Below are 13,734 nucleotides of genomic sequence, written 5' to 3' on the forward strand. Positions count from 1 at the left end.
CAATACGCTTGGGTTTTTGAGACGCGATAAATCGCCGTCTCTACAATTGTTTTGGTCTTATCTGACCTGTGTTGATTTATATCACTAATAATCGCCTAGCTTTTTCGTGATACTATTTGTTTCGTTCAGAATGCTTGTGTGTTCGTTCACAACACAACTTGTTTCGTTCAGAACGTTTGTCTGTTCGTTCACAACACAACTTGTTTCGTTCAGAATGCTTGTGTGTTCGTTCACAACACAACTTGTTTCGTTCAGAACGTTTGTCTGTTTGTTCACAACACAACTTGTTTTGTTCAGAACGCTTATGTTTTTGTCACCAAAACTTAAGCAAAGCTTATCAATGAAGTTGTTTCGTTCAGAACGCTTGTCTATCTATAGCAACGCTTATGCGATCGTTAACAACGCTTAAGTAAAGTTTATCAATGAAGTTGTTTTGTTACCAGAGCTTATTTAGATTATCAAAACCCGCTTTGCAAATTAAATTTAAACATTATGATGTATCTATGTAATTGTACAAGTGGCTTTTTTTATTTTTTGACAAATTAATACAAGGAGTTTTAGGTGACAAAAAACAATAGAAAAAAGGCTGTCGCTCAAGCTATTTCTACAGCCGTTGCTCTGGGTTGGGTAATAATGCAAGTGGAATCAGCCCAAGCTGCTACCTTAACGGTTAACAATCTCAATGATAGTGGCGTTGGCTCGTTGCGAGACACCATCAACATTGCAAATAACAATGACGTAGTAGAGTTCTTATTGGGAAGTCATCCTAGTGCAATTAGCCTAACAAGTGGGGCACTTGCGATTGCTAAAAACCTAACTATTAATGGCCCAGGTGCTAACTTACTTACCATCAGTGGCAATAATCACTTCCCCGTGTTTGACATTAACGCCGCCGATGTTACATTTTCTGGGCTAGCGATCGCTGGTAATATCAACGCTTACAATTCTAGTAACCTAACGTTTATTAATAGCACCATCAACGGCGACAATCTGAATATAGATATTAATGGTGGGGACTTAACACTTATCAATAGCACCATCAGCGGCGACAATGTGAATATCAGTGCAGGAGGCACCATAAGTATCAACTCTGGTTTTATAGTCGGACTACCTGCCGAACCAAGTGCGATCGCTGGTGGTAACATTAATTCAGGAGTAGCAGGCACTTTAACTGTTAGAGCCAGTGAGGCTATAACTATTATAGGCAGTGGCGTTTTACCGACAAGAGTACTCGAACCAAGTGCGATCGCTGGTGGTAACATTAATTCAGGAGCAGGAGGCAGTATAACTGTTACAACCGGTAGCCTTTTCATAAGAGATGGTGCCACCGTCAACAGCAATTCTGGGTCAATCAGCGATGGTTTAGGAGGCAACATAAGTGTCAACGCCTCTAATGGTTTCATAGTCGCACCACCCAATGAACCAAGCGCGATCGCTGGTGGTAACATTACTTCAGGAGCAGGAGGGAACATTACTCTTACAACCGGTACCCTTTTACTGACAAGAGTACCCGAACCAAGTGCGATCGCTGGTAGTATACTTGCTGCTAGTCTGGCTTGGCTAGCGAAGAGAAATTTTGGAGCGTTTCGCAAGGCGAAGATATAATTAAGTATTAAAATCAATCCGCAAATAGTTTAAATAATTAGCCCGCGCAGACATAAGCCTGAGCGGGCTAATTATTTTATGGGCAATTAGTCGGACATAATACAATACAGTTCAGTTAAGCCCAAAAACCTTGGTAAAGACGCGAAATTTCGCGTCTCTACAGGTCTAAAATTAGTACCAAAAATCCTTAACTGAACCGTATTGGGACATAATATCAATTCCCTGAAACTAAAATACTTCCAGGAACCTTTATTAAGCCTCAACTTTTACACCTTTCCAAAATGCCACATAACCCTCAATATTCTTAGCTTTCTCCTTGGCGCTGGGATAATACCAAGCAGCATCTTTGTTGGTTTGTCCATCAACTTCAATACTGTAGTAGCTAGCAACACCTTTCCAAGGACAAGTAGTGTGGGTATTACTGTCTGTGAAATACTCCTTGTTAATGGTGTCAGCAGGGAAATAATGGTTATTTTCCACAACTACGGTATTATCACTTTCGGCTAAAACTGCGCCATTCCAAATTGCTTTCGGCATAAGTGAGTTTGCAAATAAACTATACACTTAACATTTTGACACGATCAGCTTATTTTATAGGCTGCTATCAAGGCTAATAAGTTACCAGCACAAGTTTTGAACGATCAAGGTTATGTTAATGCGGTCGAGTCGCAATACTGCTCGGTTAAGCCTAAAAAATAAAAATTACATCAATGATCAATGGTAATGATACAGGTAGCTAAAACCAATTTGAAAAAACAATGCGACAAATAGACCATTTGTAGAGACGCGATTCATCGCGTCTTTACCCAAGGATGTGTTGCAATCATTAATTGAATTGGTATAAGTACAGATGAATCAAAGTTAAGAATAAGAATTAAATATAGCGGTGTGCAGTTCAGTGAGATACAAAAAAAATGCTGGAATGATTTGACAGCAAGGACTTTGGTGTTCTCATCCAATCGATAACCGCTATAACATACAGGTTTACCTCACCCTCAATCCCTCTCCGATATATTGGCTACCGTGTATACACAAGTTGAATTACCCCCCTTATAAAGGGGGGAAAAAGAAGTAAATAGGTGATAAAAAGCCAATACGGTTCAGTTAGCGTCAAAAACCATAAACTGCGTAGGTTGAGTTGAACTTTAGTGTTACCCAACAAACCACTGTAAATGTTGGGTTTCGTTCCTCAACCCAACCTACAATTCTCCTTAACTGAACCGTATTGGATAAAAAGCGATCGCTGTACTAAGGGAACTCCAAAAAATAAATTATTCCACATTAAAGTCGTTGACTGTTGACTGTTGACTGAAAACTCGTGAACCGTCAACGGTCAACAGTGAACAATAGCAATGGAATATTTTTTTACTTGGAAGTCCCTAAAACTTTTGAGTGCCATATTTGGCGACAAGCCCGGAGTTTCAGATTCTCCGGGTTTGTGCTTTGCGTCTAAGTCTTATCTTTGGTTCAAGGCGGGGAGAGAGGAATAAAATCAATTCGCAATTTGCTTTTTCGCCCATTCGCAATTAAACTAAGCCCGACACTAGGGGTGGGGTTTCAACCTACCAAGAGAATACAAGGATTTTTTCGCTTGACTTCGGGCGTTAGCGTAGCGGGACGCAGTACGGTTTTGAACCTTTACTTTTTCAATCAAACTAACGTATCTTACTTGCTCCCGATTGGGCGAAATCACTGTGCAGGCAATTTTGGGTGTGTAGTTGAGTACTTTGCCACTATGCCAGAAATCTCAGGGTTGTAAAGTCTCAAATAATTCCAGTAGTTGCCAAATACTTGCCGCACATAATTTTTGGTTTCATCAAAGGGAATTTGTTCAACAAACTCATCTGGATCTGGTGTAGTTAGAGTTTGCAGCCATTTGGAGACATTACCGGGGCCGGCATTGTAACTGGCGATCGCTAACATTGAGTTATTGTTATATTGATCGTGGGTATGACCCAAATACCATGTACCCAGCATGATATTATCGTTGGGATTTTCTAGACTTATGGTTTTGAAATCCACCTTGATTTGTGGGGCGATCCATTTAGCTGTACTCGGCAACACCTGCATTAAGCCAGTAGCATCAGCGACAGATTTAATTTTTGGTTCAAACCGTGACTCTTGACGCATCAAAGCAGTTACTAGCAGAGGATTAAGTTTACGCTCAATAGACCACTTTTCAATTTCCCGCAGATAGGGAAATGGATAACGCGCTTGCCAGTAGCTGATTTGTTTGCTCAAAGCCTGATATTGGGCAATTTCTGCTGGTGTTTCCCGGTCTTCCAATTTAGAAATTTTGTCAATTCCAATGAGATTTTCTCCCCTTGCCAGTCGGATCAAACCTTCAGTAAATTGCTCTGCTACAGTTGGCTGAATTTTATTCTGAAATTCTGTCTGCCATTGTAACCAGGCATCGCGGTCTTGACCTAGCAGATATAATTCTTTGAAAGTCTCAGAACCAGCAGGCGGTACTGGACGCTGGGGTGTGATTACTTCTGGGTTCATGACGCGCACGTTGTCAAAGTTGCCAACATTCAGCCCCAGCATCGTCGCGGCTCGCCATGCATAATAAGAGTAGGGAAACTGGCTAATCACATACTCATAAGCAGTTCGAGATTCTTGCTGTTTTCCTAGTGAAGCTGCCCATTTCCCTACCCAAAAGCCTGCTCTTGGAGCCAAAATACTATTAGGGTTGTTGGTAACAATTGGTTCTGCCCATTGCCAAGCACCGACATAATCTTTGGCATTGGCTTTACCTTGCGCGATTTTCCAGCGATACTCTGCCGCTTCATCAGAATTAGCGTATTTGCCTATGAGTAATTGCCACGTCTGGCTAGCTGACTTTTGATTATTGAGCGCTTGGAGAGTTTTGGCTTTTTGTACTAGTGCAATACTAGCTTGTTTGGGAAATTTACTAATTACCTGCTCAAGATAGGGTAAGCCGTCTTTACCTGTTTTTGCTGTTTCTGCTAATCGTAGTAGTGCAGTTCCAGCTTCCTCGTTATTGGGAAATTGCTGCACTAGTTGTTTATAGGTAGCGATCGCTTTTTCTTTATCTTTGCCGCCTACCTGTAACCCCCGTGCGGTACGATAGAGGTTACGCGATGTTTTGGGTGCTTTGGCATAAGCATTCGCGGCTTTGAGAAATTGACTATTTTCCCAATAGCTTGTACCAATGAGTTCCCAGTCTTCGGGTTTCAGGGTAGGCTGTTTTACTAGCTGATCCAAAACGCCCACTATGCCAGGTTGGTCATAGGCATATTTAGCCAAAATCAATTGTAATTGTGGCTGATTGGGATTTTCTTGCAAGCGTTTGCGAATAATTTCCCAAGTCAGAGGGTTGGAAGGAAATTGAGCGATCGCTATTTCTTGTTGCTTTGGTTGGGCAATCAGATATAGTGCTTTCACTGTGGCCGCTTCTTTGGGATACAGTTTCAGCACACTTTGTCTGAGATCCGAGGCTTTGCCGTCCTCACCCAGAATGGCCTGTGCCTGCGCCTGTTTTAGCAGAATATATGGCGCGAGGATAGGATAGTCTTTATCTAGCCCGTCTAGTAAAACCAGCGCTTTTTGCGCTTGGGTTCTTTCAACGTAATCACTCGCCAAAAGATAACGAGCGCGATTTCGGTCTAGCGAAGGCGACTGTCCGGCAATCTCTGCTAGTTTAGCCGCCCGTTCTGGTAGCGATTGTGATATCAGTGGAAAGACGGCTGATTGAGCAATGCTACCCTCTGATGTTTGCTCTGTTTGATTTTGACTCAGTTTGAGCCATTTTCCCAGAGACTTGCCAATCTGAGGTGCTGATACCATTGCCCCAGCTAAAAAGGCAAACAGTGCCGCACCCGCAATTATCGAAATTTGCTTTTTTTGTAGTTTCTTCAGCATGAATACCGGCTGAAAAGTTCCGATGAATTTCTTGAAACTCTAACACTCTTAACCATCAGTGTTACCAATTTTTAATTTTAGATTTTTAATTTTATGTAGAAAAATACTAATTTTCAATCCTACCGTTGATAGTAATGAGTAAATAGCACATATTAGATACTATTACATCTATATTTCGGTATATAATAACAGTTCAGTTAAGCAATTTTTCCCAGCCGATATAGCAAATGCGATCGCCGAAATAACAAATGGAGTCGCCGATATAGCAAATGCGATCGCCGATATAGCAAATGCGATCGCCGATATAGCAAATGCGATCGCCGAAATAACAAATGGAGTCGCCGATATAAGCGCGTTTTTAAGCGTGGTGAAAAAGCTGTCCGCAATCTGACTTTTCACATTATGTGGAAAAGCCACGAAATACCTAACCCCCTTCCCGATCCGGGAAGGGGGAAATTTCAAAGTCTCTCTCCTCTTAGGAGAGAGATTTAGAGAGAGGTTTTCCAGATCCGGTGAAAAAGCTGTCCGCAGTCGCCTAAATTAGAGATAATATTTCCAAAGCCATAACTCTCAAAAGTCATGACTCAAGCCATACCCAAGCTAGTAACCTTTGAGGAATTCGTCGATTGGCTACCCGAAAATCGACGAGTCCGCTACGAACTACATAAAGGAGAAATTGTTGAAATGGCGCAACCAGTAGGGGAACACGAGGAAGTAAAGGGTTTTTTAGCAAGAAAAGTAACAGTTGAATTTGACCGATTAGACCTCCCCTACTTCATGCCCAACCAAGTTATAGTTAGACCTGCTGAAAAAGATTCTGGTTATTTACCAGATGTGTTGGTGCTAGATCGTGCAAATCTGGAAAACGAAAAATTATGGAAAAAACAATCTACCGTTAGTTTGGGTGCATCGATCCCTTTGGCAATTGAGGTTGTATCAACTAACTGGCGGGACGATTACTATTTAAAATATGCTGACTATGAAGAGATGGGTATCCCAGAATACTGGATTGTCGATTATGCTGCCTTGGGTGGACGTAATTTTATCGGCAATCCTAAACAACCGACAATCACCGTGTGTAACTTGGTTGATGAGGAATATCAAATTAGTAAGTTTCGAGATAGCGATCGCATTATCTCCCAAACTTTTCCTGAATTGAATCTCACCCCAAATCAGATTTTTCAAGTTGCTGTGCTGTAGCCTTTAAGCGTTATCGTTTTGCTAATTCTGGAGTCCGTCCCTTCAAACCGATCATTAACTTCAGCATAAACACTTTTAAGACTGGGACTCGCTGCAAAAACCATAAACCCAGGCGACGCACCAGTACCACAGGTAAGAAGTTATTAGAAAACATCCGATCTAATAAATCGGTGAAACCTAAAATTGTCAGATTCTCTAGCTTGCGCCAGCGTTCGTAACCTTTAAGAATTTGAATGTCGCCAATATCTTTACCCGCTTGGTGCGCTGTTTGGATTACTTGCGCCAAAGCTGCTGCATCCCGAATCCCCAGATTTAAACCTTGTCCGCCCACAGGATGGCAATTGTGCGCCGCATCACCGATTAATGCCAGTCGGGGGAGAACATAGCGATCGCTTTGCATGAGTTGTACCTGGAATACAAAGCGATCGCCTAGTAATTCCAATTTCCCCATCTGATCGCCATAGCGACGGGTAAGTTCTGTTAAAAATTGCTCATCATCTAAAGCACATAAAGCTTTTGCTTCTTCATGGGGGGCTGTCCACACAATGCGGCAACGGTTCCCCGGTAAAGGTAAAATCGCAAAGGGGCCGCTAGACCAAAATCTTTCGTAAGCGGTGTTGTTGTGCGGCTTTTCTGGTTTGACAAATGCCACGATGCAAGACTGCCAATATTTCCAGCCAGAGGTTTTGATCCCAGCAGCTTGACGAATTGGCGATCGCGCCCCATCTGCTGCTATCAGTAATTTGCTCTTGACTGTGTATAACTGATCGGCAACTTTAATATCTATCGCTACTATATCTTTCTGGTATTGCGTATTTACCACTTCAGCCGGACACAGATAAGTCACATTTGTACAACCTTCGACAAACTCCTGCAAAGGCTGCAACAGCGCTTGGTGTTCCGCCACATAACCCAATTCTGCTGTATCTATATCATTTGTGGTAAATTCCACTACATTGGGATAATCGGCATCAGAAAGACGAACTCGGCAATATTTGGCTATTTGAGGCAACATTTTGTCCCAAACTCCAATTCCTTGGTAAATTCGCGCCGAAAGCTGATGAACTGCATAAGCTTGCCCTTTAGCTACAGATGCTGATGTCACTTTCGCTTCAATCAGCAAGACACTCAAGCCAGAATCTTTTAAAGCAGAGGCTAGAGTTAACCCAACAATCCCACCGCCGACAATTACCAAATCATATTCATATCCCCGCAAGTTTGGCGGTGTAGGTTGAGGGGAAATTTGCTCAAGCTGCGTTATGGTCATTGTTAAGTTAAGTTACAGCGTCTTAACTCTTATTTTGACGCGATCGCGCTCTCATGAGCAAGTTAATTAAAAAAACCTGCTGATTGGTAGGGATTTCAGCAGGGTTAAATAATACAATTATACTTTCGGAGAAACCAACACTAAACTTTATTACAAAGCTACTAGAAACTTTTACAACTAATAGTAATTATTTATATAGGACTAGTATTTGATTTATGAAAAAATCTAAGTATATGTAGGGTGTGTTACGGCTTCCGTAACGCACCAGAATCTTCGGATGGTGCGTTAGCCTACGGCATAACACACCCTACTGAAATATTTTCAGAAATCAAATATGATTCCTATAGCAATCCGATTTGATTTCTGAATCACTTGTAGAGGTAAGGGACTGGGGACTGGGGACTGGGGACTGGGAACAAAGAATAAAGGTGTACTGAGTTTTGTTCAAAAATCAAATATGAGTCCTATATGAGTTATGTTTTTAGCATCATGCCTGTGGTGGCATTTCCAATTACAATGTGAATTTTAATTAAGAAATGCTCAGAGCGATCAATTCTTCTGATATTTCAAAGTTAGCTGTGACATTTTGCACATCATCCAAGGCTTCTAGAGTATCAATTAACTTGAAAAGCGATCGCGCCTGATCTGGATCGGTAACTTCTACACTATTACTAGGAATCCAGCGCAATTCGGCATCAGTTACTTTAAAGCCTTGATTTTTGAGTGTCTGGTTAAGGGTTTCTAAATTGCCAATGTCAGTAAAAACCTCAGCTATCTCATCTTCAGTCATCTCATAAGACTCAGCACCGCCTTCAAGGGATGCTTCTAAAAGCTGTTCTTCATCAACCACACCCTGCACTACACAAACGCCTTTTTGGTCAAACATCCAGCTAACGCAACCTACTTCACCAAGATTGCCACCATTTTTACTAAAAGCTACACGCAAGTCAGCAGCAGTACGATTGCGATTATCTGTGAGGGCTTCGATTAAAATTGCTACACCACCAGGGCCATAACCTTCGTAGCGAATCGCTTCAAAGGTAGCATTATCGCCGCCATTCGTGCCTGCACCTTTAGCGATCGCTCGTTCAATATTATCATTGGGAATACTCGCTGCCTTTGCCTTGTCAATTGCCGTGCGAAGTTGAAAATTCAGCGCCGGATCTGGTACACCGCTTCTAGCCGCAACAATAATCGCCCGCGATAACTGAGTAAAGGTTTTTCCCCTTTTTGCATCTACTACCGCTTTTTGGCGCTTAATATTTGCCCATTTACTATGTCCTGCCATAATCTGAAATTATCAAAACTCTATTTAAGATTAAAATAATTCGTAATTCGTAATTCGTAATTCGTAATTAAGTTTTGTGACGAACGCGCTGCGTCTCTAAGAGTTGAGTGCTGTTGTGGGGACGGTTTCCGTCCACAAAACTTCGGGGGATTTAGACCCCGACCCAAAACTTGCGCGATTTTGAACCGGGGGATTTAAACCCACGGTACTCGGTTAAATTACAAAAGGTTCAAGTTCGCGGTTATACCACTCATCTTCAATCCGTTCAGTAACCAACGGTCTGATGATAAACTTGGGTGGGCTACCATCCAAAACATCAATCCGCACACATGAGTAAGGCAGGCGGTTCTGGAAATTGTAATCATGACGACCCACAAAAAGCGTTGAATCGGCAACTTTCCGAGTGGGTTTACCTGCAATTTCCGTAAAAATCTCCATCAATTCAGTCCCCTCTCGCCGTTGATAACGGGGACGATGACCACTACCACCAGAGATAATGCAGTTAATGTGGGAGTCAGCAAATCCGGTATCAGTTGTGCAAAGATGCTCTAAACAGTGAGCGTGACCGTTTAAAATCAAATCGACTATGGGACGTTCTTTAATTAGAAAACCAAGAGTTTCTGCGACTTGTTCAAACACCCACCGCAAGCGGTGGCGAACCGCCAAAGTTTGGGCTTGATTCCACTTGGTAGCTTCTGTGACATAGGGTGGATGGTGGAAAAAGATTACACGTCCGCGCACTTCTGAGGTGTTCCAAGATTCGATTAGTCTGCTACGCAACCATTCGAGTTGTTCAAAGTCGATCGCAGGCATTTTATGAGATGCCAATTGTTTTTCAATGTCGATTTTGATCTCATTAATTTGGTCTAATTTGGCACTAAGGTCATCGAGTTGTTCGGCTTCGGTGGGTTTATCGGGATTGAGGCGATCGCATATTTCCAATATCTGCAATTCTTCTCGATCTATTTCCTGGCGACGCTTTTGTAATTCCCGGCGGTAAATTTCTCCGTCTTGAGTTGCAGGTAAGGGTGATGGTGTATTAAAGGTATTAGAATCTAAAGCAAAAAAATCAATCCCGCCATAACGAAAGGTGTAATAGCGATTGGGTAAGCGGGTAAACTGTCCAGGTTCGTAACGCAAACAGCGCCCTGTATCGGTTTTAGCAGTATAGTGTTGATCTAAATGACGTTCTAATTCTTGTGGGGAAGCGATCGCCCCTGTATAGTCCATAAATGCTCGTGCATAAGCATTACCTTGATATGATCCATGCCAGCCAATCTCAATATCTTTGTAGCGGAACAGGCGACGTAATGAAGATGTTGTTCCAGTGAATAAACGGTACATTAACGGCACATCGTAGTAATCATGATTACCAGGTACTGGCAAGAATGGCAGATTGAACACCATGCGATCGTAGGGAATATCTTTCGGGTTGTCGCCACCAACAAGAAATTCCCGGTAAGGTTCAATAAAGTTTGTTGAATAATACTCTTGGGAACCCACCACATAAATTACATCGCCTGTGTGCAACACAAAACTGCAATCATCGCGGTGAGTCAGCATTAGTTCGGCAACTTTTCGTTGGGGGTGGTATGGAGAATGGGATTTAGTGCCAGAATCACCGATAACCATAAAGGAAAATTCTGGACTATCTTCTGTGCGATCGTCAATAACTATGCTGGTTTGATCAATTCCCCGTTGCACAAAACTTGGATGCATCCACCGCACCCGTTCCTTCATCTTTTGAATTTTTACAGGAATCGGTGGATCGGAAATCAATTTCATGGCTTATAACTCTTGAATGCCTAATGCATACACCGATTGTAACGAATCCCCAGTGGGTCATCGGCAAGCTAGCACCCCGCTAGCTCTCTTTTTCAGATGTTTTCCGCTCGAAATACATATTTATTTTTTTGCTTTTCATAAATCAATAAGGTTCGGTTAAGGTTATTGATCGGGTGTTATGGCAATACGGTTCGGTTAAGCCCATAAAATAAAAATGTGTAGGTTGGGTTGAGGAACGAAACCCAACATTGTACTGGGTTTGTTGGGTTTCGCAAAGCCTCAACCCAACCTACAAATATTCTTAACCGAACCGTATTGGGTGTTATGGTGTCTGACAATTCAGGTTAGGGACTTCCAACAAGTAATTGAGTATTTTTTTATTTGGAAGTCCCTTATGTGGTACGACAGGTAAAGTTTCTTCGGCAATGATTGAAGCTTACATCAATGACCCTCATCACTCAAAATGATAAGAGTTTATGCCACGGCGGATAAATCCGCCGTGTCAGATTTCCGTCACGATATGAATACCAGTTAAGAGTCAATTCCTTTAATTCCTTAACTCTTAACTTTCGTGGCTACCATCTTTCCCGCGTTATTTAGGTGTCTTGCTGTTGTATTCATCTCAATCACCAACTCTGTGCCTTGACCTAATTGAGAATTACACTTCAGTTTACCTTGATGTTTTTCAACTATAATTTGCCGACTAATTGATAGCCCTAGTCCTTGACCTTTACCTACTGGTTTAGTCGTAAAAAATGGTTCAAATATATGCCTTTGGATATGAGGAAGTATACCTTTACCATTGTCAAAAATGCGAATTATAACTTTGTATTTTTTACCCCATTGGTTGTTATTTCCCCACGCTTCATTACAATTGATCAATGATAAATGACTACTAACAATTTCTGTATGAATCAAAATTTTGGGAGTAAAAGAATAATCATGCTTCATCTTCTCTTCTAAAGCATCAATGGCATTAGTTAAGATATTCATAAATGCCTGATTGAGTTCACCAGGGTAACACTCGATTAAGGGTAATTCACCAAAGGTTTTAATTACTTCAATCCCTGCTCTATCAGGCTTTTCTTTGAGACGATGCTGCAAAATCCTGAGAACACTATCAAATCCTTCATACAAGTCAACCTTTTTCATTTGACCTTCGTCAGAGTTTGAAAAATTCCGCAAGGCGAAAACAATTTCTTTAACGCGCTCAGAGCCGGCTCGCATTGACCACAGCAATTTCAAAAAGTCCGTCTTCACAAAACCAAGGTCAAGGCGTTGCAAATGTAAGGCTATGACTGGGGTCGGTGTGGGATAGTGATGTTGATAAAGTTCAATGATTTTGATTAAATCTTCAGCATATTGACTTGCCGGATGGAGATTGCCATAGATGAAGCTAACGGGGTTGTTAATTTCGTTAGCCATATCCGCCACCAGTTGACCAAGGTTAGCCATTTTCTGGTTCTGCAATAACTGTCTTTGGGTATATTTGAGTTCTTCGAGGGTAGTTTCTAGCTGCTGTGATTTTTCCCTAATTTGGTCTTCGGTAGATTGGAGTTGTTCAAATAGTTGGTATTGTTGAGTAGCGTAGGCGCAGCCCGCACTTCGACTCCTTTCGACTTCGCTCAAGGCAAGTGGCTCAGTGACCATCGTAGACATCGCTTTATCCTGAGTAATATCCTTGTGCGTCCCCGCCATCCGCACTGGCTTACCGAATTCATCCCACTGAAATACTTTCCCACAAGCCAAAATCCACTTCCACTCACCGGATTTAGTCAACATTCGCAATTCGACTTCAAACACAGGTGTGTATTCTTGCAGATAATCGTGTAATACCTGGCGAATTCTTGGTAAGTCCTGTGGATGTACAAGTTGCTCAAAGGATTTATAGTCATTATCGATTTCGTCTACTCCATACCCCAGAATGCCCTTCCACTGAGGATCATAATAGGTTTTGTTAGTTACTAAATTCCAATCCCACAACCCTAAGCCACTGGCTATTAATGCCATTTTTAAGGCGGCTTGTGAGCATTGACAAGGATCTAAATTTTCTTGAGATAAGTCTTTTGATTCTGGGAAACTCTGGGAATCTTGTACTGATAGAGCTTCCGGTTCATGGGTAGCGGGTTCTTCTATATGCATAGCTGCTGGTACGATGAGGAAGATATGCTGTAGCTCTCTCTACGCTGTCTTAGTACCCTGACCAAGAGGCAGGGGGGCAAGGGAGCAGGGGGCAGGGGAGAAAGATACGCTCATTCCAAAAGCAAAAAGGGTTTTAAAGCAAATCAATTTATTTATGGGATTTTCCCCTGCCCCTTTTCCTCTTCCCTGACGATCCAGTTATGGATAAGTCTACTTAATTGATTAGGCTGTCACTGCCCATATCATGAATTTGGATGGAATTTAGAAAAAGGTAATGCGATCGCTATGACCATTTTTTAGAAAAAAATAGCTCCATTGTCTGCATCTACATTCTAAGATATGTCTAAAAAAAGTAGTTCAAATCACATATAATTACCTAAAAACTCGAAAAAATTTGTCAAAAAAATTTTATGCTGAAGTCATGTCAAATATTTCAGGATACAAAAAAATTGTCAAGCCTTGTTTGTAACTTTTTGGAAAACGACTGGCTGCTATCCATACAAAGCAGGCTAGATTAAGTTTCAAAGAATAATGGTGTGAGCAAATTTCATGCTTTATATTT

At 41.7% G+C, this 13,734-nt stretch carries 10 protein-coding genes; 2 read left to right on the plus strand and 8 right to left on the minus strand.

Features of this window, described 5'->3' with window-relative positions:
- The first annotated feature begins 561 nt into the window (after positions 1 to 561).
- Positions 562 to 1,605, plus strand: a complete 1,044-nt coding sequence (locus D1367_RS20615) for a right-handed parallel beta-helix repeat-containing protein (protein WP_118168024.1) — start codon at positions 562 to 564, stop codon at positions 1,603 to 1,605.
- A gap of 252 nt (positions 1,606 to 1,857) precedes the next feature.
- Here D1367_RS20615 and D1367_RS20620 read toward each other — a convergent pair whose 3' ends face one another.
- From D1367_RS20620 to D1367_RS20630, 4 genes are all read right to left on the minus strand, one after another.
- Positions 1,858 to 2,142: a DUF427 domain-containing protein gene (locus D1367_RS20620; RefSeq protein ID WP_118168025.1), complete on the minus strand. Its 285-nt coding sequence runs from the start codon at positions 2,140 to 2,142 to the stop codon at positions 1,858 to 1,860.
- A 652-nt stretch (positions 2,143 to 2,794) separates the two neighbouring features.
- Positions 2,795 to 2,935, minus strand: coding sequence for a hypothetical protein (locus D1367_RS31055; protein ID WP_181984903.1), 141 nt, complete (start codon positions 2,933 to 2,935; stop codon positions 2,795 to 2,797).
- A 359-nt stretch (positions 2,936 to 3,294) separates the two neighbouring features.
- On the minus strand, positions 3,295 to 5,490 hold the full coding sequence (locus D1367_RS20625; RefSeq protein WP_118168026.1) for a lytic transglycosylase domain-containing protein: 2,196 nt from the start codon (positions 5,488 to 5,490) through the stop codon (positions 3,295 to 3,297).
- 197 nt (positions 5,491 to 5,687) lie between these two features.
- A complete protein-coding gene (locus tag D1367_RS20630) occupies positions 5,688 to 5,876 on the minus strand; it encodes a hypothetical protein (RefSeq protein ID WP_181984904.1) in 189 nt (62 codons plus the stop codon).
- Positions 5,877 to 6,069: 193 nt separating this feature from the next.
- On the opposite strand from D1367_RS20630, the gene D1367_RS20635 reads away from it, so the two are divergent.
- Complete coding sequence (locus D1367_RS20635; protein WP_118168027.1) at positions 6,070 to 6,690, plus strand: Uma2 family endonuclease; 621 nt, start codon at positions 6,070 to 6,072, stop codon at positions 6,688 to 6,690.
- Between the two features lie 10 nt (positions 6,691 to 6,700).
- Here the strand turns inward: D1367_RS20635 and D1367_RS20640 are convergent, their stop codons facing one another.
- The 4 genes from D1367_RS20640 to D1367_RS20655 form a co-directional block, all read right to left on the minus strand.
- Positions 6,701 to 7,957 carry an FAD-dependent hydroxylase gene (locus D1367_RS20640; RefSeq protein ID WP_118168028.1) on the minus strand — a complete coding sequence of 419 codons (1,257 nt, stop codon included), beginning with the start codon at positions 7,955 to 7,957 and terminating at the stop codon, positions 6,701 to 6,703.
- Positions 7,958 to 8,486: 529 nt separating this feature from the next.
- On the minus strand, positions 8,487 to 9,245 hold the full coding sequence (locus D1367_RS20645) for a YebC/PmpR family DNA-binding transcriptional regulator (RefSeq protein WP_118168029.1): 759 nt from the start codon (positions 9,243 to 9,245) through the stop codon (positions 8,487 to 8,489).
- Positions 9,246 to 9,458: 213 nt separating this feature from the next.
- Positions 9,459 to 11,030 carry a metallophosphoesterase family protein gene (locus tag D1367_RS20650; RefSeq protein WP_118168030.1) on the minus strand — a complete coding sequence of 524 codons (1,572 nt, stop codon included), beginning with the start codon at positions 11,028 to 11,030 and terminating at the stop codon, positions 9,459 to 9,461.
- 555 nt (positions 11,031 to 11,585) lie between these two features.
- Positions 11,586 to 13,172, minus strand: coding sequence for a sensor histidine kinase (locus D1367_RS20655; RefSeq protein WP_118168031.1), 1,587 nt, complete (start codon positions 13,170 to 13,172; stop codon positions 11,586 to 11,588).
- Positions 13,173 to 13,734: the final 562 nt, after the last annotated feature.

It is taken from the genome of Nostoc sphaeroides (genome assembly GCF_003443655.1).
GTDB lineage: Bacteria > Cyanobacteriota > Cyanobacteriia > Cyanobacteriales > Nostocaceae > Nostoc > Nostoc sphaeroides.